Here is a 25,231-nt window from a genome sequence, read left to right as displayed (position 1 = left end):
ACCGTCACGGTCCGTGTCGGCCGGGGCCCTCGCCGGCTCGGCAACCCCGCGATCACGGCCCTACCTTCGGCGTACCGGCGCACCGAGCTGCACCCCCGAGACCCCCGCGCCCCGACCGAGGAGCCCCTCATGACCGACACCCTCCCGCGCCAGGCAGGCGCCGCCAAGGCCGCACCGCCGTCGTCCGCGGCGTCGTCGCGCGTCGACCTCGGCGCCCTCCGCGTGGTGCACACCCGCCACTGGTTCCGGTGGTCGATCGGCCTCGTCGTGCTGTTCGTGGTCGCCCAGTTCGCGTGGTCGCTCGTGACCAACGAGAACTACGAGTGGGACGTCTTCGCCCACTACTTCCTCTCGGAACCGGTGCTGCAGGGCGTCGGCATCACCCTGGCGCTCACCGCGATCTCGGCGACGATCGGCTTCTTCCTCGGTACGCTCCTCGCGCTCGCCCGCCTCGCGAAGTCGCCCCTTCTCAACTCGGCGGCGTGGCTGTTCATCTGGTTCTTCCGCTCGGTGCCCCTCGTCGTGCAGATCATCGTCTGGTACAACCTCGGCTACCTCTACCCGACGCTCGGCCTCGGCACTCCGTTCACGACCGACTTCTGGATCGTCGAGTTCCCCACCGTGCAGCTCATCAGCGCGTTCGCCGCCGCGATCCTCGGGCTGAGCCTCAACCAGGCCGCGTACTCGGCCGAGATCATCCGCGGCGGACTGCAGTCGGTCGACCAGGGCCAGCTCGAAGCGGCCGCGGCCCTCGGCATCCCTCCCCGCCGCCGGCTGACCCGCATCATCCTCCCGCAGGCGATGCGCTCGATCGTCCCGAACGCCACCAACGAGGTGATCGGCCTCGTCAAGGGCGCGTCGGTCGTGTTCGTGATCGCGATCCCCGAGGTGTTCTACGCCGTGCAGGTGATCTACAACCGCAACAGCCGCGTGATCCCGCTGCTCTTGGTCGCGGTGGTCTGGTACACGATCATCACGACGATCCTGAGCATCGCGCAGTACTACATCGAGCGGCACTACGCCCGCGGCACGGTGCGCGTGCTGCCCCCGACGCCCGTCCAGCGGGCGCGCCACTGGATCGCCGTGCAGTGGGCCCGCCTCGGCGACTCGGGTTCATCTCCGCCTCCTCTGGAGCGGACGGATGCCGCGCCCCTGACGACTGCGGCACAGCAGGGTCCGAGCAACGACGCGAAGTTCGGAGGGCGCTGACATGAGCACCACCGTCACCGAGACCCCGACCAAGGGGCTCGTCAAGATCCACAACGTCCACAAGAGCTACGGCGGCATCGAGGTGCTGAGCGGGATCGACCTGACGGTCCAGCCGGGCGAGGTCGTCGCGATCCTCGGGCCGAGCGGCTCGGGCAAGTCGACGCTGCTCCGCACCATCAACCACCTCGAGAGCGTCGACCGCGGCTCGGTCACGGTCGACGGCCAGCTGATCGGCTACGAGCTGCGCGGCGGGAAGCTGTACGAGCTGTGCGAGCGCGAGGTGCTCGAGCGCCGCACCCAGATCGGCATCGTCTTCCAGAACTTCAACCTGTTCCCGCACCTCACGGCACTCGAGAACGTCACCGAGGCGCCGATCGCGCTCGGCCGGCTCTCGAAGGACGACGCTCGCGAGCTCGCGCTGGGCCTCCTCGACCGCGTCGGGCTCGCCGACAAGGCCGGGCACTACCCGAGGCAGCTGTCGGGCGGCCAGCAGCAGCGCGTCGCGATCGCGCGTGCCCTGGCTCTGAAGCCCAAGGTGATCCTCTTCGACGAGCCGACGAGCGCGCTCGACCCGGAGCTCGTCGGCGAGGTGCTCGACGTCATCCGCGACCTCGCGCAGCTCGGCACGACGCTCGTCATCGTCACGCACGAGGTCGGGTTCGCCCGTGAGGTCGCCGACCGCGTCGTGTTCCTCGACGGCGGCCGCGTCATCGAGCAGGGCCCGCCGTCCGAGGTGCTCGTGCGCCCGAAGAACCCCCGCGTCCAGGAATTCCTCGCGAAGGTCCTGGCCTGAACCGAGATCTCGCGCCGTCGAGTCCTCACCCGAAGAGAAAGAAGCAATCACATGGCACTGAGCAAGAAGCAGGGCATCGCGATCGGTGTCGGCGCCGTCGCGGTGGCCGCGATCGTCGTCGGCATCGTCTGGGGCGTCAACCAGAACCAGCCCGCCGAGGCGGCCGCTCCCGAGACGACCGAAGAGGCGAACGTCGCGACCGACGACATCCAGTGGGTGCGGCTCGACGAGCCCGTCGCCGAGGCCGTCGAGGCGCTCGAGGCGAGCGGCTTCGAGCCGGTCGAGCCGGGCAAGCTGACCGTCGCGCATTCCGCCTATGTCCCGCCGCTGGGCTACATCCCCGAGGGCGAACCCGACCCGGCCGGCACCGAGCCGAACATCGGCGCGCTGATCGCCGACGCCCTCGGCCTCGAGTACAACCCTGTCGTGGTCGCGTGGGCGGACTGGCCCCTCGGCATCCAGTCCGGCAAGTACGACCTCATCACGTCGAACGTGACAGTCACCGAGGAGCGCAAGGAGCTCTACGACTTCGCCAGCTACCGCGAGGACCTGCTCGGCTTCTACGTGAAGAGCGACAGCGACATCGAGAAGATCGAAGAGGCCGCCGACATCTCGGGCCTGAAGATCGCGGTCGGCTCGGGCACGAACCAGGAGCAGGTGCTGCTCGCCTGGAACGAAGAGCTCGCCGCCGCCGGTGAGGAGCCCGCCGAGCTGCAGTACTTCGACGACAACGCCGCGACGGTCCTGGCCCTGCAGTCGGGCCGCATCGACGCGACGTTCGGTCCGAACGCGACGTCGGCGTGGGCCGCCCGTGAGACCGGTGACACGAAGCTCGTCGGCCTCGTGCCCGGTGGCTGGCCGCTCACCGCGAACATCGCCGCCGCCACCGCCAAGGGCAACGGCCTCATCGAGCCTGTCGGCATCGCGCTGAACCACCTCATCGAGAACGGCCAGTACGACGAGGTCCTCGAGATCTGGGACCTCGAGTCCGAGCGCGTCGACGAGAGCATCATCAACCCGCCCGGGCTGCCGAAGTCCTGACCCGTGCGACACAGAATCGGAGGTTCCGCACGACATGCCGGGAAGTGGATGCTGCGCCCCGGCGCGTCGCCGAGAACCTCCGATTCTGCGCCCCGGCCTCGCGCCCCGGGTTACGGTCGAATGATGCACAGCATTCCCGGCCCCGGCGCCGACCTTCGCTCACCGGAGCCCGGCGCACACGGCGGGGACGCAGCATCCGAGTCTCCGAAGTGGACGATCCGCCCGGTTCGCCCTGAAGAGTATGCGCGCGCCGGCGACGTGACCGCCCAGGCCTACCTCGCGAGCTACGACGGTCTGACGGACGAATACGTCGCCTCGATGCGCGACGTGGCTGCCCGCGCGAGCGACGGCGATGTGTGGATCGCGGTCGAGCCGGACGGCGAGATCCTGGGCACCGTGTGGGTGGCACGGCCCGGCCGGCCGCTGTCGGAGATGGCCCAGCCCGGCGAGACGGACTTCCGCCAGCTCGCGGTGGCTCCCGCCGCCAGGGGCCGGGGCGTGGGCGAGGCGCTCACCCGCCACGTGCTCGACCTCGCGCGGGAGCGCGGGTCGCACCGCGTCGTGATGAACAGCGGCGCCGAGATGACCGGCGCCCACGCGCTGTACGTGAAGCTCGGCTTCGTGCGGCTCTCGGAGCGCGAGGGCCTGGTGGAAGTGCAGCCCGGCCGCTGGATCGAGCTCTACGCCTTCGGGTACGACCTGGCCACCGGCACGGGGTGAGACGCGGAGTCCCGATGATGCATGATGGGGTGCAGCATCACGACGGGAGCCCCCCATTTCGACGCCGCCGCAGCCCACCGATGAGTTCCACGACCTCACCGAGCTGCTGAGCGACGAGCGGGAGGTGCTGGGCCGCGGCTGGGTCGACCCGCAGGCGCGGTGCCGCCGCCGGCGCATCGGGTGGATCGTCACCGCGATCGTGCTCGTGATCCTGCTCGCCGTCCCCGGCGGGTACGTGTGGTGGGCGCTGACGGCACCCCTGAGCGCCCCCGTCGTCGAGACGCAGGCGCCGCCCGTGACGGTGCCGGCTGCCGCCGCGGTCTCGCTGCCGTCCACCGGCTCGGCCGCGATCGCGGTCGCCGGCGGCGACGAGTACCTCGGCGAGGGGGCGAGCGGTATCTGGGCGGCGAGCGGCTCGGCCGAGCCGCAGTCGATCGCGAGCATCACGAAGCTCATCACGGCCCTGGTGATCCTCGAACGCCATCCCCTGGCGGATGCCTCGGACCCCGGCCCGACCATCACCTTCAGCAAGGCCGACCACGACCTCTACGACCAGTACTACGTGCGGGGCGCGACGATCGCGGCCATGCCGACGGGCAGCTCGATGTCGCTGCACGACGCGCTCGCGACGATGCTCATCCCGTCGGCGAGCAACTACGCGGAGGCCGTCTCGACGTGGGCGTTCGGCTCGCAGTGGGCCTTCCGCGGTGCCGCCCAGCAGTGGCTCGCGGCGAACGGCCTCACCGGCACGACGATCGTCGAGCCCACCGGCCTCGACGCGCGCAACACCAGCACACCCGCCGATCTCATCACGCTCGGCAAGCTCGCCGCCGCGAATCCGACCATCGCGAGCATCGCGAAGACCCCCTCGCTCGGCCTTCCCGGTCCGGGCGCGATGCAGAACACGAACGACCTGCTCGGCAGCAACGGCATCACCGGCCTCAAGACGGGCAATCTCGGTGAGGGCACCTACAACCTGCTGTTCACCGCATCCATCCCGGTCGGCACGCCGGAGCCGCTCAGCGTGACCGGAGTCGTGCTCGGCGGCATGACCCGCGCGAACGTGAACCGTGACGTGATGGCGTTGATCGACAGCATCCGTTCCGGGTTCCATGAGGTCCCCGTCGCGAAGCGCGATCAGCCGGTCGGCACGATCACGACCCCGTGGGGGTCGTCGGCGCAGGTCGTCGTCTCGGACTACGTCACGATCTTCACGTGGTCCGACACCCCGATCTCGGTCGAGATGACCACGACCACGCCGAAGACCTACACCGACGGCGAAGTGGTCGGCAGCATCACGTGGACGGCCGGGCCGAACACCGTGACGGTTCCGATCGAGATCGATGGCGCCATCGAGCCGCCGACGGACACGTGGCGCCTCATGAACCCGGGGGAGCTCGGGAAGTAGGCCCGTGGGCGGCGGTCGGGCCGCGGAACCCAGGGCCGTGTCGCCCGGAACGCCGCGGGACTATGGTCTGGACCGTGAAGCGAATGTGGCCGTTCCTGGTGCCCGGCGTGATCCTCGCCGCCGTGGGGCTGGTGTGGACCCTGCAGGGTCTCAACGTGCTGGGCGGGTCGGCGATGAGCGGTTCCCCGCTCTGGGCGACGATCGGGCCGATCGTGCTCGTCGTCGGGGTGGTGCTGATCGGCATCGGCTTCGCGCGGCGCCGACGCCGCACCCCCTGACCCGCTGACGTCTGACCCTTGAGCCCCGGCGTCTGCGCTCCGATGGCGGGGCGCGGGGTGCGTGGGGACGGCGATGCCGCCGTCCCCACTCACCTGTTCAGCGCACCGGAAGGCGGAGCGCGTCGGATTGCCAGCGCTGTTCGCGTGCCGCGCGTGCGGTCTCCGTGTCGTGCCGGCGCCGGATCGACTCGCGATCGTCGGTGACGGTGGAACGCGTGGACCACGCGAGCAGTCGAAGTCCCGCCACCCGTGCGAGGCGGCGGACCAGTCTGGCGTGCTCGGGCAGATCGGCGAGGCCGAGGTGCTCGAGCGCGATCGATGGACGCTGCGGTGCAGCGATGATGTGCATGATGCGGAGTTCCTCTCCAGATCGTCGGTGTGCGGCGAGCCGTGCCGATCGGGCGCCGGCGGCCGCGAAGGATGTCGTGGCGGCGCGCGAGAGTGTGGCGCGCCGAAGCGAGGTCTCACCGAGACAGAGGGAGGTGCGCGCGAGCGCGGAGCGACCTCCGGAGGGCGTAGTTCTCCCCCGCGGCGCCTACGAGTTTCTGACGACCATCGTCACCGGCACGGCGGTGACGATGGTTCCGCTCATGGGCGCGCCGAAACGCTCGTCCGCGAATGCGGACGTCACGATCAGTGCTGCGGGCATGCCGAAACCTCACTTATGGGTCCGAACGCCGAACAAGCTAGACCCGCCAGGCCGTGCCGTCAAGAGGTCCGGCTGTGCACGACCGGCAGGAATCGAACGCTGGCTGGCGGTCGAGCGCGGGCGTGAGGACCTATCGTGACCGGATGGGCTCGATCGACATTCAGCGATGGACGGCGTTCTCCTCCGACCCCGCGGGCGGGAATCCCGCGGGTGTCGTCCTCGATGCCGAGGGACTGACGGATGCTGCGATGCTCGGCATCGCCGCAGACCTCGGGTACGCCGAGACGGCGTTCGTGAACGCGGCTCGTAACGGGGACGGCCGGAAGATCCGCTACTTCTCGCCGCTCGCAGAGGTGCCGTTCTGCGGGCACGCCACCGTTGCGGCGGCGGCGGCGATCGCCGAGACCGGCGGCGACGGAGCGATCTCGTTCGAGACGCCGGTCGGTGTCGTCGACATCGTGATCGCGACCGATGCTGACGGGCGGCGGGTGTCGTTCACCAGCGTTGAGCCCGACATCGCCCCGCTGCCCGCCGAGGCGCTGGCTGATGTGCTCGGCGCGATCGGACTGTCGGAGCAGGATCTGCACCCGGACTTCCGCCCCGTGCAGGCCTTCGGCGGCAACTGGCACCCGCTCGTCGTTCTCGCCGACCGAGACGTGTTCGACGGGTTCACGATCGATCCCGAACGGGCGCGTGCGGTGCTCGACGCGCGGGACTGGCCCGCGACCATGATCGTGCTCTGGCCCGAAAGCGCCGGCCGATGGCACGCGCGCAACGTCTTCCCGGTCGGCCCGATCATCGAGGACCCGGCCACCGGGGCCGCGGCGGCCGCGACCGGCGGGTACCTGCGCGCCACCGATGTGGTGAAGACGCCCGGGCGCGTCGTGATCCTCCAGGGAAGCCACGTGGGGCGGCCGAGCGAGCTCACCGTGGACATCGCCGAGACGGGCGGGATCGTCGTGTCGGGAGCGGCTGCGCGCATCGGCTGACGGCGGCCGCGCGACGTTCCGCCGCCGGCGCTGAAAGACTGGCGGGATGCCGGGCTTCCACCATGTCGAGATCTGGATCGCTGATCTGCCGCAGGCGCGAGCCGAGTGGGGCTGGCTCCTCGAACGCCTGGGATTCTCGCTCGAGAGCGAATGGTCCGAGGGGCAGACGTGGGCCGCGGGCGGCGCGTATCTCACTTTCACGACGTCGCCGAATCTCGTGGGGTCGACCCACGATCGCCGGCGACCCGGGCTGAACCATCTCGCGTTCCTGGGCGGCACCACCGATGACGTCGACGCGGTCATGGCCGACGCCGAGCAGTATGGCTGGCGCCCGCTCTACCAGGATCGCTACCCGCACGCCGGCGGACCACGCCATTACGCGGGCTGGCTGGAGAACTCGGCCGGCTTCAAGGCCGAAGTCGTCGCGGATCAGTCCTGAAAGCGCCGGCAATCATGCCACCGCTCAGGTTCTGAGCGGTGTGAGCGCGGGGGCGCGGTCTTCCCGGGTGCCGGTGGTGTATTCGTGACCGGTGGGGCTGGTCCAGATGAGGAGCTCGTCGTCGAGTCGGGCTGTCCACCGGGTGTGGTGCTTGAGGCGGTGGTGCTTCTTGCAGAGGTGGGCGAGGTTGTCGTGGTCGGTGCAGCCGCCGTCGGCCCAGGCGAGGTTGTGGTCGGTTTCGCAGCCGGTGGCGGGGGTGTCGCAGCCGGGGAACCGGCAGGTGCCGTCGCGGTCGGCGAGCCAGGCGCGCAGCGCGGCGGGGGTCTTGTAGGTGGTGCGGTCGTAGACGAGCCGGATGCCGGTGATGGGGTGGGTGAGCACGCGCCGCCAGGAGGTGGCGCCGGCGGCGAGGGTCAGCGCGACATCGAGGGGGATGGGCCCGTACCCGTCGAGCACGGCGGGCTCGTCGCTCTCACCGAGCAGGGTGAGCGCGGGCACGGTCACGGTGACGTCGACGTGAACCGGGCGGAGCGATTTCCCGGGGTCGGCGCTGTCGGGTAGGCCGACGGGGCGGTCGTTGCGGAGCAGGGCGTCGATGAGCGCGTCGAAGCGCAGCTGCCCCAGCGTGCGCGGGTCGCCGGCGTCGTGTTCGTCTTTCGCGGTGCCGGTGAGCAGGGTGTGGGCGAGGTGGAGCTGCATGATGGGGCCGTAGACCATGAGCCAGCCCATGCCGTCGCGGGCGGGCTGCACGGTCACATCCCGGGAGCGGACGGCACGGTCGGCACGTTGCTGGATGGTCTCGGGGTCGAGGTGTTCCCGGATGCGCCGGGAACGGTGTGCGAACCGGTGCGCGGTGACGTCGAGCCGGCCGGCGAGGACGGCGTCCTCGAATGCGCCGCGGTGCAGCGGGGTGAACATCTCCGCGTCCTCCACCAGCGCGGCGGCGTGCTTGTACGAGATCTCGCCCGAGGTGAGGGCGGTCATGGTCGCCGGCAGGTCGGCGCACAGCACCCGGGCTTCGCGGAGCAGGTCGGCGGCCTGGCGTTCGGTGACGCGGAGCACGCAGGCGACTTCGGCGCGGGTGGAGCGGGCGACCCAGTCCGCAGCATCCACCACCGGATCCTTGCCCCGCGCCGACTTCTCAACAGCTGCGGACCCCGGCTCGTACGACAGGATCTGCTGCTGGTGCGCCTCGCTGACCCGCCGCAGCGCGTCGAGCAGCCGGGTGCGCTCCGCCTCCAGGCCAGCCTGTGCCCGCCGCACCCGATCGAGCTCGCCGACGATCGTCGCCGCGTCGTCGCAGTGGAGCGCATCCGTCGTGCACATATCTCGAGATTAGAACATATCTCCGACATTCCCGTGGTGCTCGGAGCGGAGTACCGACCGTCTTGACAGCCCCCTCAAACGCGAGGACCGTCGGAACCAAACCGGTGCCGACGCCCGCACGCACCGTGCGGGCGCTGTGGCCGTGTGTGTCGATGGGAAGGTCGACCATGTCCATGAAAGTGATGGATTCGCTGCGGAGCAGCGTGAAGGGTTCCGTCGTCGAAGAAGGCGACGACGGGTACGACGAGGCGCGGGCGGTGTACAACGCGATGATCGACCGCAGACCCTCCGCGGTCGTGCGGTGCCAGGACGCGGCGGATGTCGCGGCCGTCGTGCGCGCCGCAGCCGAGGACGGCAGCGGTGTCGCGGTGCGCGGCGGCGGCCATAGCGTGCCGGGATTCGGTACCGCCGACGGCGCGCTCGTGGTGGATCTGGGGGACCTCACGGCGGTGACCGTCGATCCGGGGTCCTCGACGGCCGAAGTGGGCGGCGGCGCCACCTGGGGGATGGTCAACGAGGCGGCGGCGCAATACGGGTTGGCCACGACCGGCGGGATCATCTCGACGACCGGGGTCGGCGGGCTGACGCTGGGCGGCGGCATCGGCTACCTCGCCCGCGCCTACGGGTTCTCCTGCGACAACCTGTTGTCGGCGGAGGTCGTGCTCGCCGACGGCAGAGTCGTCACCGCGAGTGCCGACGAGGAGCCCGACCTGTTCTGGGCGCTCCGCGGCGGTGGCGGCAACTTCGGGGTGGTGACGAAGTTCCGCTTCGGGCTGCACCCGGTCTCCGAGATCTACGGCGGCCCGATGTTCTTCGAACTCGCCGACGGCCCGGCGATCCTGGCGTACTTCGCCGAGTTCATCCGGACAGCTCCTCGCGAGTTCGGCGGGTTCCCGGCGTTCCAGATCGCGCCTCCGCTGCCGTTCGTCCCGGAAGATCGCGCCGGCGAGCCGTTCGTGGCGGTGGCCTTCTGCATCGACGGCCCGGCGGAACAGGCCGCGAAGTTCGTCCAGGGGTTCCGTGACGTCGCCAAGCCCGTCGCGGAGATGGTGGGCCCGATGCCCTACCCGGCCATGAACAGCCTGTTCGACGGGCTCGTGCCGCGCGGCCTCCAGCACTACTGGAAGGCCGCGTTCCTCGAAGACATCACGCCCGAGTCGCTCTCGGCGCACCTGCAGCACGGGCCGCTCGTTCCCACGGTCAACTCGACAGTCCACTTCTACCCGATCAACGGCGCGTGCCACGATGTCGCCGCCGACGCCACGGCCTTCGGCCACCGCGACGCGAACTTCGCGCTGGTGATCGCCGGCATGTGGCCGGATCCGGCGGAGAACACCGCGAACACCGCGTGGGTGCGGGATTACTACGCGGCGATCGAGCCGTTCGCACTGGGCGGTGGATACGTCAACTTCCTCTCGCAGGACGATCAGCCCAAGGCATCCAGCAACTACGGCGCCAACTACGGGAGGCTCCGCACCGTGAAGCGCGCCTACGACCCCGGCAACATGTTCCACCTCAACCAGAACATCGCGCCGTAGCCTGCCGACGCCGACGCCGACGCCGACGCCGACGCCGACGCCGACGCCGACGCCGACGCCGACGCCGACGCCGACGCCGGCACCGACCGCCCCCGCAACCTCCGCGCGAGGGCGGTCAGGCCGCGGCGAGCTCGGGCGCGCGCCGTCCGAGGGGATCGGCATCCGTCCACAGCGCCGTCGGGAACTCCCGCCGGAGCACCGGCGCGACCTCGACAGCGAACCGCTCGAGGATCTCGAGCTGCTGCGGGAACGGCACCGTCGTCGGCAGGCTGATCGATTGCAGGTCGTGCCCGAGCCGGCCGTGGAACCGGGCGATCTTGTCGATCACCTGCTGCGGCGTGCCGACGAGGGCGGGACCCTCGGCGACGGCGTGCTCGATGTCACGGAACGGGGTGTTGTTCCCGGGCACGTTGGTGGCGGCGACGATCGCGTTGTACACCGGACCGTACTGCGCGATCGCCTCCTGCGTGGTGTCGGCGATGAAGAGCGCCCCCGAGCCCGCGGCGACGAGCGCGCCGGCGGGGTCATGGCCGTGTCGCGCGAACTCCGAGCGGTAGTGGTCCACGAGCACGCCGTAGTTCTCGAGCGGCTGGATCGCGTTGGCACTGAACAGCGGATCGCCGAACTTCGCGGCAAGACCGGCCGAGAAGAGCGTCGTCGCGGACCCGTGCCACACCCGCGGCGCCCCGGCGTACGGCCGTGGCAGTGTCGTCACACCCGACAGCGCCCGGGTGAACTCCGTGCCCGGCCAGGTGACGTCCTCTTCGCGCCAGAGCGTCCGCAGCAGCTCGTACTTCTCGGCGAGCAGCTCCCACTGGTCGTCGATGTCGAGTCCGAACAGCGGGAACTGCGCGACCTCGTTGCCCTTGCCGATCGTGATGTCGAGGCGCCCTCCCGACAGCTGGTCGATGGTCGCGTAGTCCTCGGCGACGCGCACCGGATCCAGCACCGAGAGCACGGTCACGCCGGAATTGAGACGGATGCTGCGCGTCCGGGCCGCGATCGCACCCAGGAGCACCGTCGGCGACGAGGAGATGAAGTGCCCGGCATGGCGCTCACCGATGGCCACAGCATCCAATCCCAGCTCTTCCGCGCGGATCGCCTGCTGCAGCGTCTCGGCCAACCGCTCGGCGGGCGAGACCTGGTGGCCCGTGATCGGATCGGCGCGGTAGGGGACGATGTCGAGCAGCTGGAACCTCATGCGGCCGCCCCCGGTGCGACGAGTTCGGCGTTCGAGATCACGCGGGCGAGCGGCGTCTTCTCGCCGGCCTCGATGCCGACCGGCAGGCGGTTGCCGGCCGGCGGCAGCGGGCACGTCGCGAAGTCGGTGTACGCGCAGGGGAGGTTGACGGCGCGGTTGAAGTCGATCGCGGTCCAGCCGTCGGCGTCGGGGGCCTCGATGCCGACCGACCGATTCGCGGCGTACGTGGTGACCCCGCTCGTCGCATCCGTGAACAGCACGAGCAGGTCGCCCGGCGTCTTGCCCTCGAACGCGATGAGCGAGAACTCCTCACCGCGCCACGAGAATTCGAGCACGCCGGGTGCGTCGTAGACGTGGGTGAGCCCGTCGACGGCGGCGCCGACCTCTGTCGGCACGGGCGCCTCGAAGGGGCGGAAGCGCGCCGCAACCCGCCAGCGAGGATTGGGCACGTAGGTCGGAGTGCCCGAGTACTCCGCGAGGAACGGGTGGTCGGCACGACGGGGGCGGAGGATCGTGTGCCGGCCGCGGATCGCGATCTCGACCGCGCCGGCGATCTCGCCGTCCGTGAAGGTGGGCGTGACGCTGCCCCGCTCGGCGATCTCGCCGAACGCGTGCGTTCCGGTGATCGTCACGCCGTCGAGGGTGAGGCTCTCGCCCTCGGCGAGCTTGACGACCACACCGTCGGCGCCGAGGCGCCACGTTCCGGGCGCACCCGGCAGCGGGATCGGGTCGGCGCCGAGCCAGTGCAGGCCGGTGATCGCGAAGAAGCCGAGGGGGTCGGCGCGCCGCGTCTCATGCGTGCGGTGCCAGTCCTCCCACTCGCGTCCGAACTGGGCGCGGTCGACTTCGGTGTTGAGTGCGGTGGGCATGGGGTCCTCCTCGGGGTGGGTGATGTGGGGTCGTCAGGAGTGGGTCGCGGGCACCGGGGCCGACAGCGTCGAACCCGGGATCGCCTCGATGAGCCGTCGCGTGTACTCCTCACGCGGGGTGCGGAGCACCTGGGCCGTCGCGCCCTGCTCGACGATCCGGCCCTGCTGCATCACCGCGACGCGGTCCGAGATCTCGCGGACCACGGCGAGGTCGTGGCTGATGAACAGGTACGACACTCCGACGTCGCGCTGCACCGCGGCGAGGAGGTCGAGGATCTGCGCCTGCACCGACACGTCGAGCGCCGACACCGCCTCGTCGAGCACGACGAGGTCGGGCCGCAGCGCGAGTGCGCGGGCGATCGCGACGCGCTGCCGCTGGCCGCCCGAGAGCTCGGCCGGCCGCCGCGACGCGGTGCTCGCCGGCAGCGCGACCTGATCGATGAGCTCGCGCACGCGGCGCGCCCGCTCGGCCTTGTCGACGCCGTATGCGCGGAGCGGCTCGTCGATCACCTCGGCGATCGTGAAGCGCGGGTCGAGGGATGCGAACGGGCTCTGGTACACGAGCTGGAATCGCCGTCGCAGCGCGCGCAGATCCTCACGACTCGCGGAGACGAGATCGGTGCCATCGAAACGGATGCTGCCCGCCGACGGCTTCTCGAGCCGCAGCGCCAGTCGCGCCGTCGTGCTCTTGCCCGACCCCGACTCGCCCACGATCGCGAGCGTCTCGCCGCGGTCGACGCGGAACGTCACGTCGTCGACGGCGAGGAGCTTCTCGCGGCCGGGCAGCGGGAACTCCTTGCGGAGGCCTGTGACCTCCAGGAGTGCCGGGGTCGCAGCATCCGGTTCCGTCCGAAGCGGTCGCTCGGACACGCGCACCGTCCCGCCGCGAAGTCCGGGTGCCGCGGCGATGAGTGCTCGGGTGTACGGATGCCGCGGATTCTCGAGCACCTGGCGGGCGGCGCCCGTCTCGACGATCTCGCCGTTCTGCATCACGATGATGCGGTCGGCGCGGTCGGCGGCGACACCGAGGTCGTGCGTGATGAGCAGCACGGCCGTGCCGAGCGTCGAGGCCAGCGTGTCGATGTGGTCGAGGATCTGCTTCTGCACGGTCACATCGAGGGCGCTGGTCGGCTCGTCGGCGATCACGAGCTGCGGCTCGGCGGCCAGCGCGGTCGCGATGAGCGCGCGCTGCTTCATGCCGCCCGAGAACTGGTGCGGGAACTGCTTGGCGCGTGCCTCGGGCTCGCCGATACCCGCGAGGCGCAGGAGCTCGACGGCCTGCGCGTCAGCGCCACGGCGCGTGGCGAGGCCGTGGATCACGAGCGGCTCGCCCACCTGACGACCGACGCGCTTGACGGGGTTCAGGCTCGTCGTCGGGTCCTGCGGGATGAGCCCGATCGCACGACCCCGCACCTCGCGCCACGCGCGACGCGAGAGTCCGGTGAGGTCGGTGCCGTCGAAGACGATCGAGCCCGCGTCCACCGACGCGTTCGAGGCGAGGAGGTGGATGACCGCGTGTGCGGTCGTGCTCTTGCCCGAGCCGGACTCGCCGACGATCGCGACGACTTCTCCGCGGTCGACGGTGAAGCTCACATCGCGCACGGCGGGGCGCGACGCGCCGCCCAGCGTGTACGAGACGGACAGGTTCGAGACCTCCAGCAGGGCGGTCATCGGGCTCCTCCGTTGCGCTCGAGGGCGCGCGAGATGCGGTTGGCCGACAGCACGACGGCGACGATCACGAGACCCGGGAAGGTCGTGAGCCACCACGCGACCGCGAGGTAGTCGCGCCCTCCGGCGACGAGCGAGCCCCACTCGGGCGTGGGCGGTGGCGCGCCGAAGCCGAGGAACGACAGCGAAGAGATCGCCAGCACCATGACCCCGAACTCGAGAGCCGCGAGGGCGATCACCGGGCCGGACGCGTTCGGCAGCACGTGCCGGCGCAGCACCGTGTACCAGCGCACGCCCGACACGTGCGCGGCCTCGACGTAGACGGCGGTGGCGATCTGCAGCACCTCGGCGCGCATCACGCGGGAGAACGAGGCGATGCTCGCCAGTCCGACCGCGATCGCGACGTTGAGCGTGCCGAAGCCGAGGGCCGTGATGAGGGCGAGCGACAGCAGCAGGCTCGGGATCGCGAGGAGCACGTCCATGAAGCGCATGATCGCGTCGTCCACGATGCCCCGGAGGAAACCGGCGAGCAGACCGAACAGCGACCCGACCGCGAGGCCGACGATCACCGCGACCGAGGTCGCGGCCAGCGACGTCGCGGATCCGTAGACGACGCGGGCGTACAGGTCGCGGCCGAGGTTGTCGGTGCCGAAGAGGTGCTCCGGGCTCGGTGGCAGCAAGCGGTCCTGGGGGACGCCGACGATCGGGTCCCACGCCGTGAACCAGGCCGGCACGAGCGCCCACAGCGTCACGAGGGCGAGCACGAGGATCGACGCGACGAGCGTGGGCTGCTTCAGGAGGGCGACGACCGGGCCGAGCGCAGAGCGGCGGGACGCAGCATCCGTCCGCCCTTCATCGAGGGCGGCCGCGTGAGGGCTGCCCGACCGATCGGCGTCGGGGTCGACGATCGATTCGAGGAACGGGTCGTGCGGTTCGAGGGTGCGCGCGGGCGGGGAGAGCACGTTCTCGACGGTCATGGCGGCTCCTGTCAGGCGGCGACGAACGCCGTGCGGGCGAGCGTGATGCGGCGGTCGATGAGGGGGTAGACGAGGTCGACGACGAGGTTCGCGACCACGAAGACGAGGGCGGCGAAGACGACGACGGTCTGCACGACGGGTACGTCGCGGTTGTTGACGGCGGTGACGACGAGGCGCCCGATGCCGAGGCGCGAGAACACCGTCTCGGTCACGACGGCGCCTGAGAGCAGGCCGCCGATGAGCACGCCGACCATCGTGAGCGAGGGGATCGCGGCGTTGCGGAATGCGTGGCCGAGCTGCACCCGGCGCTCGCTCGCACCCTTGGCGCGCACGATCTCGACGTACGGCTGGGCGAGGGTCGAGCGGAGGCTCCGCGACAGCAGCTGCGCGATGAACGCGCCCGAGGGGATGGCGATCGTGATCGCGGGCAGCACGAGGCTCTCGAAGCCCTCGTTGCCCATCGAGGGGAACAGGCGCAGGCGGAACGAGAACGCCTGCAGCAGCAGGAGGCCGATCCAGAACACCGGGATCGAGACGCCCAGCGGCGGCAGCGACGACAGCAGGTTGCGCAGCCACTGCGCGCGGGCGAGCGAGGCCGACAGTGCGAGGACGATGCCGAACACGACCGACAGCACGAACGCGAAGGCGGTCAGCGCGATCGTCGGGGGGAGGGACTCGAGGAGGAGATCGGATGCCGGGCGCCCGGTCTGCGTCGAGACGCCGAAGTCGCCGGTCAGCGCCTTGCCCAGGGCGACGAGGTACTGCTCGTACAGCGGGCGGTCGAGCCCGAGCTCGCTGCGCAGCTGCGCCACGAGCTCGGGGTCGATGGCCTCCTGGTCGCCGCCGCCGGCGAACAGCGTCGCGGCGTCGCCCGGCAGGAGGTACAGGATGAGGAACGAGATCGTGTACGCGGCCCACAGGACGATGACGCCCTGCCCGATCCTCCGGGCGATGTATCGACCCCACATGATTTCGTTCCTCATCCCTTGCGTTGTGCCGGTGCGGACTTACTCGGCGATCCAGGCGTCGTAGAAGTCCAGGCGGCTGGAGGCCTCGAAGCCGAGCCCCTGCACCTTCGACGCGGCCGTGATCGTGGTCGACAGCTGGTAGATCGGGATCGAGTAGCCGCCCGTGATCAGCAGCTCGGCCGCCTGGTCGACGACCTTCTGACGAGCGGCCGGGTCGATGATCGCGGCCTGCTCGTCGAGCAGCTCGTCGATCTCGGCGGGCTCAGTGCGCTTGGTGGCGTTGTTCGTGCCGTTCACCGCGAACACCGTCCGCAGCACGTCGGGGTCGGCGCGCGTCAGGTTGCCGTACGAGAAGTCGTACGTGCCGTCGGCGTTCGCGGCCTGCACGTCGGCGATGCTCGCGAAGGTGAGCTGCAGGTCGATGCCGATCTGGCGCAGCTGCTGCTGCACGAGCTCGAGCACCTCCTTGGGCGACTGCCAGTAGGTCACGTGGAAGCTGAGCTTCTCGCCGTCCTTCTCGCGGATGCCGTCGTCGCCCTCGGTCCAGCCGGACTCCTCGAGCAGGTCGGCCGCCGCTTCGGGGTCATACTCGAGCACGTCGCTCAGGTCGGTGAAGTACGGCGTCGACGACGCGAGCGGTGACACGGCGGGCACGTCGTCGGGGCCGAGCAGGGTCGAGGTGATCTGCTCGCGGTCGATGCCCTTCTGGATCGCGAGGCGCACGTTCTCGTCGGCGAGCTTCTCGGTCGACTGGTTCGCGTACAGGTTGTAGACCGACCCGGGATTGGCGCGGTTGAGCGACCAGAAGTCCTCGCCCTCGAACAGCACGGCGTCGGCCGTCGCGATGCCCGTGGTCGCGTCGATCTGGCCCGACTGCAGGCTGCCGGTGCGGTTGCCCGACTCGGGCACGACCTTGTACGTGATCGTGTCGAGGTACGCCTCGCCGGTGTGGACGGCCGTCGACGGCCCCCACTCGTAGCCCTCGCGGCGCTCGAGCACGGCACCCTCGTTGGGCGTGTAGCTCTGCACCGAGAACGGACCCGAGCCGACGAAGTCGCCGAGGCAGCGGTCGGCCTGGCTCACCGCGGCGGTCGCGGGCGACAGGAGGCCGAGCGAGAACGTCGAGGTCGCCTGGAGGAACTGCGCGCTCGGCTCCGAGAAGTTGACGATGACGGTGCGCTCGTCGGGCACCTCGATGCTCTCGAGGTCGGCGAGGTAGGACGAGCCGAGGCTCGCCTTCGCGCCGAGCGCCTGGATGGCCTCGAAATTCGTCTTGACGGATGCCGCGTCGATGGGCTCGCCGTCGGCATACGTGGGGCCGTCCTGCAGGGTGAACGTGAAGCTCGTGGCGTCGTCGTTCACCTCGTAGTCGGTGGCCAGCCACGGCAGGATCTCGCCGGTCTCGGGGTCCTGGATCGTCAGCGATGCGACGGTCTGGCGCGCGATCGCGATCGCGTCGTTGTTGCCGACCTGCTGCGGGTCGATGCACTGGCTGTCGACGGCGATCGCGAAGGTCAGGTCGCCGCCCGAGACGGGCTCCGCCTCGGCGGGAGCGGACGGTGCGGCGTCGCCGGCGCCGGTCGCGCACGCGGTGAGCGCGAGCGCGACGACGCCGATCGCCGCCAGCGCGGCGGTACGGGGTCGGGTGAACGACATGGGGTCTCCAGAAGCTGTGGTGGGCGAGCCCCGGCGGGGTGCCGGGCTCGTGGCTTCAGCGTCCCGGAGAGGTGGTTCGGCGCTCGACCTCCTGTGTCACGCGGCGTGAATCGAGGTCGCGGGTGGTCACGCACCGTCATCGGGCGTCACATCGGCTGCACGCCGGCGGCTCCGGATCCGGCCTTCCCCGGTGTCTTCGCGCCGAAAGACGGGTCGGCGACGAGACACGCCGGGGGCGGATGCCGTAGCCCGGCGTGTCGCCGTGACGGACCCGTGTTTCGGCAGAGGACGCCGGGCGGGGTCGGGCCGAGCCGGGCGGGGTCGAGCCGGGCGGGGTCGGGCCGGGCTACGGGGCGACGGGCACGGCGACGCCGAGACGCGCGGCGACCGCGCCCGCGACCGCGTCGGTCTGGCGCAGCGAGAGCGAGTCCGCGGCCGGGCGCGTGAAGGCGCCCGACTCGGTCAGCGACGTGAAGGGGCCGATCGCGAACAGTGCGTCGTGAGGCGCGCCGTCGGCGCGCAGCACGCGCCCGTCGTCGCCGACCCGCACCCGTCCGAGCGAGCCCTGGTACGAGGCATCCGTCACGCGCAGCACGCTGCCGTGGACCGTGGCCAGTTCGCGCAGCGCGACGTTCGTGCTGAGCTCCGCGTCAGCGGCCGGCAGCCACGCGTCGACGAGGGCGCCCGCGACCGTCTCACCCGGAACGCGGAGAGTGGATGCTGCGAAGCCGCGCGCATCGACGGCCACCTCGACGTCGGGCCCGAGGAAGCGCACGACTCCCGCATCGGCCAGGGCGAGCAGCTCCTCGAGCCGGTGCGGCGGCGGACCACTGGCGAGATAGCTGAAGAAGGTGTGCCAGCGGACGGGCAGCGTGTGCGCGCGGGAGCGGGCGTTCCATCGCTCCTTCGGGATCTCCGCGAGCGCCATGAACGACAGCAGTGCCGCGAGGAACACGCCCTGTGCGGGGCTGCGCTCCTGCGTCGTGCGCAGCGTCAGGTCGTCGGCGATGTGCGCGCGCACCCGGCGCTGCACGTCGTCGGCGTCGGCGAACTCCGCGTCGGTGAACGGCCGGTCGAACGTGCCCACGTCGAAGCGGTCGAGCGGGTCGGGAACGACCGCATTGATCGCGGCGCGCAGGGCGGGGTCGTCCCAGGCGTGCGCCTGCAGTGCGGCACGGAACTCGTCCCACGTGCCGGTGACCCGAGAGGGATGCCCCGTGAACAGCTCGCGGTAGTGCCCGTGCAGCAGCTCCCCGGCGACGAGCGGCCACACGTCGCGGTCGAAGTCGATCGGCCGGCCGGCGCCGACGAGCGCGGCGATCGCGTCGGGTGTGAGCACCTCGCGCTGTGGAGCCGCGCCCTGCAGCGTCGAGGTCACCTTGGAGCGATAGGGCACCCCGCGGCGGGAGCCGAGGTGCAGCCGGGGCTCCTGCCCTGACGGCAGGTACCGCAGCGCGCCGTCGGGGGACCTGTCGAACCTGCCGCCGCGCCCCTGGGTGAGGAGCACCACCAAGTCGACGGCGGCGAGTCCCATTCCGCGCACGATCACGTCGGCTCCGGGCGTCAGGGCAGACAGGTCGGCGTCGGCGGTGAACGCAGGCGGGACATAGACCGAGCCCGACCGGGCGGCGGCCGACGAGATCGCTGCCGACGCCGGATCGAGTTGGCGCTCGGTGTGACCGAGGCAGTAGGCCGCAGCATCCGTCACGATCTCGCGACCGCTCGCGAGGGAGACCGTGTACCGTCCCTGCGGCCGAGGCTGCACCGACGTCACGGTGTCGGCGTGGAGCCGGATCGCCACGCCCTCCGGCGCGCTCGCCGCCGTGCGGCGGTAGAACCAGTCGAGGTAGTGGCTGTGGAGGCGGCGGGTGGGGAAGCCTTCCGGCCCGAGAGAGGCGGCCTCGGCGGCCGACAGCTCGTCGAGCTCGACGTCGGGCAGCTCCCCCGCCCGCCACTGCTCGAGCCACTCGCTGAGCGACGGACCCGGACGCACCGGCCCGTCGATGGTGCAGCTGTCGTCGGTGAAGACCGTCACGTCGCGGGTCATCGAGTTGAGCTTCAGCAGCGGCGACTGGGTGTGGCGCCAGATGCGGCCCGCTCCGGGGGGATGCGGGTCGACGAGGTCGATGTCGAGACGGGTGTGCTCGTCCGCGCGCGCCAGCACGCGTTCGAGGAGCATGATCGCCCGGGGGCCCGCTCCGACGAACAGCAGGCGCGCGCGATCGTTCATCGGGCCGCGAGCGCCGGGGCTGCGGGACCCGGAGCCGCGACCGGGGCCGGCGCCGGCAGCCCCAGCAGGTCGCGGAGCGTCGCCCCCTCGTCGTACGACCGGCGGTACGAGCCGCGCTCCTGCAGCAGCGGCACGACGCGCGCGGTGAACTCGTCGAGGCCGTGCGGGGTCAGGTGGCCGACGATCGTGAAGCCGTCGGTCGCGCGCTCCTGCACGTAGCGGTCGATCTCCGCTGCGATGTGCTCGGGCGTGCCGATGAAGGTCGGGGTGGCCGTGAGGCGGATGACGGTCTCACGGACGCTGAGCCCCTCGGTCTCGGACAGCTCCCGCAGCTTCGCGATCCGGGCCCGCACCGCCGCGTGCCGGTTCGCCCAGCCGCGCGCGGTCTCGTTCCCGGTGTCGGGGTCGACGTCGGGGAGCGGGCCGTCGGGGTCGTAGCCCGACAGGTCGCGGCCCCACACCTGCTCGACGTAGGTGAGCGCCACCTCGGGGCGCACCTGCTGCAGCGCGACCTCGCGGGCGCGCTCGCGCGCCTCGGCCTCGGTGTCGCCGATCGAGAACGTCGCCCCCGGCAGGATCTTGAGCGAGTCCTCGTCGCGCCCGAACGCGGCGAGCCGGCCCTTGACGTCGTCGTAGAAGGCGCGGGCGTCGTCGAACTCCTGGTGCAGCGAGAAGATCACCTCGGCGTGCTCTGCGCCGAACGCCCGCCCGTCCGCCGAGTCGCCGGCCTGCACGATCACGGGGCGCCCCTGCGGGGACCGGGGCACGTCGAACAGCGCGTCGACCTCGAACTGCGGCCCGCTGTGGCGCACGTTCGCGGGAACGCCGTCGTCGAGGAAGACGCCCGTCGCCGCATCCGCCCGCACTCCGTCCGCCGGCCACGAGTCCCACAGCTCCTCGCGAGGGCGGCGAACTCGCGCGCCCGCTCGTAGCGGTCGGCGTGGTCGAGGTAGCCGCCGCGGCGGAAGTTCGCACCGTGGAAGGCGTCGGAGCTCGTCACCGCGTTCCAGCCGGCACGGCCGCCCGACAGGTGATCGAGCGTCGCGAGCTCGCGCGCCAGCTCGTAGGGCTCGTTGAACGTCGTGTTGAGCGTGCCGACGACGCCGATGTGCTCGGTGATCGCGGCGACGGCGGCCAGGATCGCCAGCGTGTTCGGCCGGCCGAGCACATCGAGCTCGTGGACGCGGCCCTTGTGCTCGCGCAGGCGCAGGCCTCGGCGAGGAACACGTAGTCGAACAGCCCGCGCTCGGCCGTCGCGGCGAAATGCTCGAACGACGAGAAATCGATCTGGCTGCCGGCAGTCGGGTCGGTCCAGACTGTCGTGCTGTTGACGCCGGGGAAGTGCGCGGCGAGGTGAATCTGACGGGGACGGATGCTGCGGCTCACAGCGCGAACTCCTTCTCTCGGGCGTAGCGGCTCTCGGGGCGGGCGAGGTCGAGGCGGGCGCGCAGCGATCCGGCCCCGTCGTCGGAGCGCAGCGCGCCGGTCGAGCGCAGCAGCGGCACCACCTGCTCGGCGATCGCGACGACGTCGGCGGGCTGGCGCGCGGGACGCAGGCGCACGCCGTCGACGCCTGCCGCGGCGAGCTCACGCACCGCGTCGGCGACGTCGCCCGCCGTGCCGGCGACGATGCGCGCGTCCGACGTCAGCGGCGCGCCGTCCCATTCGTCGAGCCGCGCCAGCGCTTCCCCTGCCGCGGCCGGGGTGTCTTCGATCAGCACGAGCAGGTCGGCGAAGACCCGCAGCCGCTCGTGACCCTCGCGCAGAACGTCGGCCGCGGCATCCACCTCCGAAAGGATGTCGGGGAGCGCGAAGCCCGGACGCCCGCCCTCGACGTGTGGCGTGACGAACACGAGGTCGGCGTGCTCGGCGGCCAGGCGATACGGCACGGTCTGGTGCGCGAGCACCGTGATCAGCGGGCGGCCCTGGGGTGACCGCGGCACGATCGAGGCGCCGTGGACCGAGAAGAACTCGCCCTGGAACTCGATGTCGTGCACGCGGTCGGCGTCGAGGAAGCGGCCGGTCGCGGCATCCCGGATGATCGCGTCGTCCTGCCAGGAGTCCCACAGCCGCGCCAGCACGTCGGCGAACTCTCCGGCCTCGCGGAACGCCGCGAGGATCTCGGGGGCGTCCTCGACGCGGCCCGAGGCCGGGATCGCGTCGACGCCCCACGCACGGCGGCCGAAGTTCGCGCGCTCAGGAGCCGAGGCGCCCGCGACCAGACGCACACCGGCACGGCCGCGGCTGGCGAAGTCGAGCGTCTGGATGCCGGTCGCGACGTGGAACGGCTCGGGGTGGACGGTCGTGACCGTCGGCACCAGCCCGATGCGGCGGGTCAGCGGCGCAGCGTACGACGCGATGAGCACGGCGTCGAGGCGGCCCCGCACGCGATCGCGGCGGAGGCCATCGACGGACTCGAAACGGTCGCTCAGCGCGAGGGCGTCCTCGATCGTGGCGAGGGCGATGCCGGCGTCGTCGGCCGTGCGCAGCAGGTCGCGCCAGTACTCGGCGGTCGCGAGGTCGCGCGGGCGGGCCGTCGCCTCACGCCACGCGGCGGGGTGCCAGCCGGCCCGTTCGAGGCCGATGGCGAGGTGCACCTGTTCGGTCACGGAAGCTCTCCATTCTTCGCACGAGGCGATCCGCTGCTCACGATCCCCGGGGCCGCGGAGGTGCGTCCACCGCCGGATGTCACGGGAGGACTCACGGCGCCAGAGGGCGTAACGGAGCGTCCGGATAGGATGGGGTGTAACCGTCCGATAACGGGGGAGTAGCCCATGCCAGGCATCGTGATCGTCGGAGTCCAGTGGGGAGACGAGGGCAAGGGCAAGGCCACCGATCTCCTGGGTGAGCGCACCGACTGGGTCGTCAAGTTCAACGGCGGCAACAACGCCGGCCACACTGTCGTGATCGGCGACGAGAAGTACGCGCTGCACCTGCTGCCGTCGGGCATCCTGTCGCCCGGCGTCAACGCCGTCATCGGCAACGGCGTCGTCATCGACCTCGAGGTGCTCTTCTACGAGCTCGAGGCGCTGCACGCCCGTGGCGTCGACACGTCGCGCCTCAAGGTGAGCGCCAACGCGCACATCATCACGCAGTACCACCGCACGCTCGACAAGGTCACCGAGCGCTTCCTCGGCAAGCGCCAGATCGGCACCACCGGTCGCGGCATCGGCCCCGCCTACGCCGACAAGATCAACCGCGTCGGCATCCGCGTGCAGGACCTCTTCGACGAGAACATCCTGCGCCAGAAGGTCGAGGGCGCCCTCGACCAGAAGAACCACCTGCTGGTCAAGGTCTTCAACCGCCGCTCGATCACGTGCGACGAGATCGTCGACGACCTGCTGTCGTACGCCGAGCGCCTGCGCCCCATGGTCGCCGACACGTCGCTGCTGCTGAACGACGCCCTCGACGCGGGCGACGTGGTCGTCTTCGAGGGCGGCCAGGCCACGATGCTCGACGTCGACCACGGCACCTACCCGTTCGTGACGTCGTCGTCGGCGACCGCGGGCGGCGCGGCCACCGGCTCCGGCGTCGGACCCAACCGGCTGGACCGCATCGTCGGCATCGTCAAGGCGTATACGACGCGTGTCGGCTCGGGCCCGTTCCCGACCGAGCTGTTCGACGAGAACGGCGACTTCCTGCGCTCGCGCGGCTTCGAGTTCGGCACCACCACCGGCCGCCCGCGCCGCGTCGGCTGGTACGACGCGCCCATCACGCGCTACGCCACCCGCATCAACGGCATCACCGACCTCGTGCTGACGAAGCTCGACATCCTCACCGGTCTCGACCAGATCCCGGTGTGCGTCGCGTACGACGTCGACGGCGAGCGGTTCGACGAGATCCCCGTGAACCAGTCGGACTTCCACCACGCGAAGCCGATCCTCGAGTACTTCCCCGGCTGGAAGCAGGACATCTCGACGGCCCGCACCTTCGACGAGCTCCCCGTCGAGGCTCAGCAGTACGTGCTCGCGCTCGAGGCGATGAGCGGCACGCGCATCTCGGTCATCGGCGTGGGCCCTGCCCGCGACGCCGTCATCGTGCGCCACGACCTCGTCGACTGACCCGGCCCGCATGAGGTTCTGGCTGGGCGGGTACACCGCCGACATGGGCGGCAGCGCGTCCGGAATCGGGATGCTGCTCGCCGGCGCCGCAGACGACGCCTCGGCGGGCGGCGCGCTGACGTTCGCCGGCGAGGTCGCGACGACGGATTCGCCGTCGTGGCTCGCGCCGCACCCCGGCTCGCTGACGGTGGCGCCGGGCGACGTCGTGTACGCGGCCCTCGAGGCGCGGCAGCAGGTGCAGGCGTTCCGTCGCACCGGCGGGGCGACGTTCGTGCCGCTCGGTGCTCCGGTCGCCGCCGGCGAGGCGGTGTGCCACGTCGCGGTGTCGCCCGACGGCCGCTTCCTCGTCGCGAGCTGCTGGGGCGACGGACGCGTGGTGCGCATGGAGCTGGATGCCGCGGGCCGCCCCTCGTCGCCGGTCATCGCTCCTGCGGCGGTCGACCCGTACGGGCCCGACGCCGGATCGGAGCCCGTCCGCGCCGGCGACATCGACCTGGCCGCGGCCGCCCGCGCGCTGCGCGAGGCCGCCGGCGAGGAGTACGCGCACCTCGTGCCCGACCACGACCGCGACGAGGCCGAGGGTTCGGAGGGCGCGGGGGACGAGGCATCCCTCCGCCCCTCTCGCGCGCATCAGGCGGCGTTCCTGCCCGGCGGGCTCATCGCGACGACCGACCTCGGGTACGACGTGGTGCGGTTCTGGCGCGACGGCGGCAGGGGGCTGCGGCAGGTGCAGCAGGTCGCGCTGCCGCAGGGCAGCGGGCCGCGGCACATGGTGTGGCACCCGAGCGGGCACCTGTACGTCGTGACCGAGTACTCGTGCGAGCTGTTCGTGCTCGCGCCCGCGGCCGACGGCACGTGGAACCTCATCGGCGGCACGTCGCTCGGCGCCGGCACCCTTCCCGGCGACAGCGCCGCGGAACTCGCGGCGTCGCGCGACGGGGAGTTCCTCTACGCCGGCGTGCGCGGCAGCAACACCCTCGCCACGCTGCGGGTGCGCGGCGCCGGCGAGTACGTCGAGCCGGTCGCGCTCGTCGACGCCGGCGTGGACTGGCCGCGCCACCACGTGGTGGTGCGCGACATCCTGCTCGTCGCGGGCCAGCTGTCGAACGAGGTCGCGTCGCTCACCCTCGACGTGCGCAACGGCGTCCCGGGCCGGGTGCGACACCGCACCGAGGCCCCGTCGCCGACCTGCCTGTTGCCCGTGCGCTGAC

Annotated in this window: 22 protein-coding genes and 1 pseudogene; 11 read left to right on the top strand and 12 right to left on the bottom strand. The window is 71.3% G+C overall.

Annotated features, from left to right (window positions below; all coding sequences use genetic code 11):
- Positions 1-129: 129 nt before the first annotated feature.
- From ACFC1I_RS06760 to ACFC1I_RS06735, 6 genes are all read left to right on the top strand, one after another.
- Complete coding sequence (locus ACFC1I_RS06760; RefSeq protein WP_376007281.1) at positions 130-1,209, top strand: amino acid ABC transporter permease; 1,080 nt, start codon at positions 130-132, stop codon at positions 1,207-1,209.
- Position 1,210: 1 nt separating this feature from the next.
- Complete coding sequence (locus tag ACFC1I_RS06755) at positions 1,211-2,002, top strand: amino acid ABC transporter ATP-binding protein (RefSeq protein ID WP_376007279.1); 792 nt, start codon at positions 1,211-1,213, stop codon at positions 2,000-2,002.
- Between the two features lie 51 nt (positions 2,003-2,053).
- Positions 2,054-3,043: an ABC transporter substrate-binding protein gene (locus ACFC1I_RS06750; protein WP_376007277.1), complete on the top strand. Its 990-nt coding sequence runs from the start codon at positions 2,054-2,056 to the stop codon at positions 3,041-3,043.
- A gap of 123 nt (positions 3,044-3,166) precedes the next feature.
- On the top strand, positions 3,167-3,763 hold the full coding sequence (locus tag ACFC1I_RS06745; RefSeq protein ID WP_376007275.1) for a GNAT family N-acetyltransferase: 597 nt from the start codon (positions 3,167-3,169) through the stop codon (positions 3,761-3,763).
- Between the two features lie 124 nt (positions 3,764-3,887).
- Positions 3,888-5,171, top strand: a complete 1,284-nt coding sequence (locus tag ACFC1I_RS06740) for a D-alanyl-D-alanine carboxypeptidase family protein (RefSeq protein ID WP_376007273.1) — start codon at positions 3,888-3,890, stop codon at positions 5,169-5,171.
- Positions 5,172-5,254: 83 nt separating this feature from the next.
- Complete coding sequence (locus tag ACFC1I_RS06735; protein WP_376008013.1) at positions 5,255-5,449, top strand: hypothetical protein; 195 nt, start codon at positions 5,255-5,257, stop codon at positions 5,447-5,449.
- Between the two features lie 97 nt (positions 5,450-5,546).
- On the opposite strand, the gene ACFC1I_RS06730 is transcribed toward ACFC1I_RS06735, so the two are convergent.
- Positions 5,547-5,798, bottom strand: coding sequence for a hypothetical protein (locus tag ACFC1I_RS06730; protein WP_376007271.1), 252 nt, complete (start codon positions 5,796-5,798; stop codon positions 5,547-5,549).
- A gap of 443 nt (positions 5,799-6,241) precedes the next feature.
- Between ACFC1I_RS06730 and ACFC1I_RS06725 the strand changes: the two genes are divergently transcribed.
- Positions 6,242-7,087 (top strand): PhzF family phenazine biosynthesis protein, encoded by an 846-nt coding sequence (locus ACFC1I_RS06725; RefSeq protein ID WP_376007269.1) that lies wholly within the window; start codon positions 6,242-6,244, stop codon positions 7,085-7,087.
- Positions 7,088-7,133: 46 nt separating this feature from the next.
- Entirely contained in the window at positions 7,134-7,526 is a 393-nt protein-coding gene (locus tag ACFC1I_RS06720; protein WP_376007267.1) for a VOC family protein, read from the top strand.
- A 24-nt stretch (positions 7,527-7,550) separates the two neighbouring features.
- On the opposite strand, the gene ACFC1I_RS06715 is transcribed toward ACFC1I_RS06720, so the two are convergent.
- The gene (locus ACFC1I_RS06715; protein ID WP_376007265.1) at positions 7,551-8,852 is read right to left on the bottom strand and encodes a DUF222 domain-containing protein; all 1,302 of its coding nucleotides are present in this window, start codon (positions 8,850-8,852) and stop codon (positions 7,551-7,553) included.
- A 167-nt stretch (positions 8,853-9,019) separates the two neighbouring features.
- On the opposite strand from ACFC1I_RS06715, the gene ACFC1I_RS06710 reads away from it, so the two are divergent.
- Entirely contained in the window at positions 9,020-10,390 is a 1,371-nt protein-coding gene (locus ACFC1I_RS06710; protein ID WP_376007263.1) for an FAD-binding oxidoreductase, read from the top strand.
- A gap of 115 nt (positions 10,391-10,505) precedes the next feature.
- On the opposite strand, the gene ACFC1I_RS06705 is transcribed toward ACFC1I_RS06710, so the two are convergent.
- The 10 genes and pseudogenes from ACFC1I_RS06705 to ACFC1I_RS06660 form a co-directional block, all read right to left on the bottom strand.
- A complete protein-coding gene (locus tag ACFC1I_RS06705) occupies positions 10,506-11,591 on the bottom strand; it encodes an LLM class flavin-dependent oxidoreductase (RefSeq protein WP_376007261.1) in 1,086 nt (361 codons plus the stop codon).
- A complete protein-coding gene (locus ACFC1I_RS06700) occupies positions 11,588-12,460 on the bottom strand; it encodes a DUF1684 domain-containing protein (protein ID WP_376007259.1) in 873 nt (290 codons plus the stop codon). The genes ACFC1I_RS06705 and ACFC1I_RS06700 overlap by 4 nt, the downstream gene beginning before the upstream one ends.
- A gap of 33 nt (positions 12,461-12,493) precedes the next feature.
- The gene (locus ACFC1I_RS06695; protein ID WP_376007257.1) at positions 12,494-14,131 is read right to left on the bottom strand and encodes an ABC transporter ATP-binding protein; all 1,638 of its coding nucleotides are present in this window, start codon (positions 14,129-14,131) and stop codon (positions 12,494-12,496) included.
- Entirely contained in the window at positions 14,128-15,105 is a 978-nt protein-coding gene (locus tag ACFC1I_RS06690; RefSeq protein WP_376007255.1) for an ABC transporter permease, read from the bottom strand. The genes ACFC1I_RS06695 and ACFC1I_RS06690 overlap by 4 nt, the downstream gene beginning before the upstream one ends.
- 11 nt (positions 15,106-15,116) lie before the next feature.
- A complete protein-coding gene (locus tag ACFC1I_RS06685; RefSeq protein ID WP_376007253.1) occupies positions 15,117-16,073 on the bottom strand; it encodes an ABC transporter permease in 957 nt (318 codons plus the stop codon).
- Positions 16,074-16,112: 39 nt separating this feature from the next.
- Positions 16,113-17,729, bottom strand: coding sequence for an ABC transporter substrate-binding protein (locus ACFC1I_RS06680; protein WP_376007251.1), 1,617 nt, complete (start codon positions 17,727-17,729; stop codon positions 16,113-16,115).
- A gap of 346 nt (positions 17,730-18,075) precedes the next feature.
- Positions 18,076-19,959: an FAD/NAD(P)-binding protein gene (locus tag ACFC1I_RS06675; protein ID WP_376007249.1), complete on the bottom strand. Its 1,884-nt coding sequence runs from the start codon at positions 19,957-19,959 to the stop codon at positions 18,076-18,078.
- A complete protein-coding gene (locus ACFC1I_RS06670; RefSeq protein ID WP_376007247.1) occupies positions 19,956-20,825 on the bottom strand; it encodes an LLM class flavin-dependent oxidoreductase in 870 nt (289 codons plus the stop codon). The genes ACFC1I_RS06675 and ACFC1I_RS06670 overlap by 4 nt, the downstream gene beginning before the upstream one ends.
- Positions 20,826-20,887: 62 nt before the next feature.
- A pseudogene (locus ACFC1I_RS06665) lies at positions 20,888-21,127 on the bottom strand (LLM class flavin-dependent oxidoreductase); the annotation flags it as partial.
- Positions 21,128-21,341: 214 nt separating this feature from the next.
- Positions 21,342-22,568 (bottom strand): LLM class flavin-dependent oxidoreductase, encoded by a 1,227-nt coding sequence (locus ACFC1I_RS06660; protein WP_376007245.1) that lies wholly within the window; start codon positions 22,566-22,568, stop codon positions 21,342-21,344.
- A gap of 165 nt (positions 22,569-22,733) precedes the next feature.
- Here ACFC1I_RS06660 and ACFC1I_RS06655 point away from each other — a divergent pair, with 165 nt between their 5' ends.
- Together ACFC1I_RS06655 and ACFC1I_RS06650 are read left to right on the top strand one after the other, a co-directional pair.
- Positions 22,734-24,020, top strand: coding sequence for an adenylosuccinate synthase (locus tag ACFC1I_RS06655; RefSeq protein ID WP_376007243.1), 1,287 nt, complete (start codon positions 22,734-22,736; stop codon positions 24,018-24,020).
- 10 nt (positions 24,021-24,030) lie between these two features.
- Positions 24,031-25,230 (top strand): lactonase family protein, encoded by a 1,200-nt coding sequence (locus ACFC1I_RS06650; RefSeq protein WP_376007241.1) that lies wholly within the window; start codon positions 24,031-24,033, stop codon positions 25,228-25,230.
- Position 25,231 lies beyond the last annotated feature (1 nt).

It is taken from the genome of Microbacterium sp. NPDC056044 (assembly GCF_042267145.1).
In the GTDB taxonomy this organism is placed as follows: Bacteria; Actinomycetota; Actinomycetes; order Actinomycetales; family Microbacteriaceae; genus Microbacterium.
The sequence above is the reverse complement of the archived record's forward strand: the minus strand, read 5'-3'. Positions and strand labels throughout refer to the sequence as shown.

Excerpts from the sequence above, each read along its gene's own strand:
- ACFC1I_RS06735 (WP_376008013.1), top strand. The coding sequence starts at position 5,255 with ATGTGGCCGTTCCTGGTGCCCGGCGTGATCCTCGCCGCCGTGGGGCTG.
- ACFC1I_RS06695 (WP_376007257.1), bottom strand. The coding sequence starts at position 14,131 with ATGACCGCCCTGCTGGAGGTCTCGAACCTGTCCGTCTCGTACACGCTG.
- ACFC1I_RS06745 (WP_376007275.1), top strand. The coding sequence starts at position 3,167 with ATGCACAGCATTCCCGGCCCCGGCGCCGACCTTCGCTCACCGGAGCCC.
- ACFC1I_RS06675 (WP_376007249.1), bottom strand. The coding sequence starts at position 19,959 with ATGAACGATCGCGCGCGCCTGCTGTTCGTCGGAGCGGGCCCCCGGGCG.
- ACFC1I_RS06705 (WP_376007261.1), bottom strand. The coding sequence starts at position 11,591 with ATGAGGTTCCAGCTGCTCGACATCGTCCCCTACCGCGCCGATCCGATC.
- ACFC1I_RS06750 (WP_376007277.1), top strand. The coding sequence starts at position 2,054 with ATGGCACTGAGCAAGAAGCAGGGCATCGCGATCGGTGTCGGCGCCGTC.
- ACFC1I_RS06760 (WP_376007281.1), top strand. The coding sequence starts at position 130 with ATGACCGACACCCTCCCGCGCCAGGCAGGCGCCGCCAAGGCCGCACCG.
- ACFC1I_RS06720 (WP_376007267.1), top strand. The coding sequence starts at position 7,134 with ATGCCGGGCTTCCACCATGTCGAGATCTGGATCGCTGATCTGCCGCAG.
- ACFC1I_RS06680 (WP_376007251.1), bottom strand. The coding sequence starts at position 17,729 with ATGTCGTTCACCCGACCCCGTACCGCCGCGCTGGCGGCGATCGGCGTC.
- ACFC1I_RS06730 (WP_376007271.1), bottom strand. The coding sequence starts at position 5,798 with ATGCACATCATCGCTGCACCGCAGCGTCCATCGATCGCGCTCGAGCAC.
- ACFC1I_RS06655 (WP_376007243.1), top strand. The coding sequence starts at position 22,734 with ATGCCAGGCATCGTGATCGTCGGAGTCCAGTGGGGAGACGAGGGCAAG.
- ACFC1I_RS06700 (WP_376007259.1), bottom strand. The coding sequence starts at position 12,460 with ATGCCCACCGCACTCAACACCGAAGTCGACCGCGCCCAGTTCGGACGC.
- ACFC1I_RS06650 (WP_376007241.1), top strand. The coding sequence starts at position 24,031 with ATGAGGTTCTGGCTGGGCGGGTACACCGCCGACATGGGCGGCAGCGCG.
- ACFC1I_RS06690 (WP_376007255.1), bottom strand. The coding sequence starts at position 15,105 with ATGACCGTCGAGAACGTGCTCTCCCCGCCCGCGCGCACCCTCGAACCG.
- ACFC1I_RS06725 (WP_376007269.1), top strand. The coding sequence starts at position 6,242 with ATGGGCTCGATCGACATTCAGCGATGGACGGCGTTCTCCTCCGACCCC.
- ACFC1I_RS06715 (WP_376007265.1), bottom strand. The coding sequence starts at position 8,852 with ATGTGCACGACGGATGCGCTCCACTGCGACGACGCGGCGACGATCGTC.
- ACFC1I_RS06710 (WP_376007263.1), top strand. The coding sequence starts at position 9,020 with ATGTCCATGAAAGTGATGGATTCGCTGCGGAGCAGCGTGAAGGGTTCC.
- ACFC1I_RS06755 (WP_376007279.1), top strand. The coding sequence starts at position 1,211 with ATGAGCACCACCGTCACCGAGACCCCGACCAAGGGGCTCGTCAAGATC.
- ACFC1I_RS06685 (WP_376007253.1), bottom strand. The coding sequence starts at position 16,073 with ATGTGGGGTCGATACATCGCCCGGAGGATCGGGCAGGGCGTCATCGTC.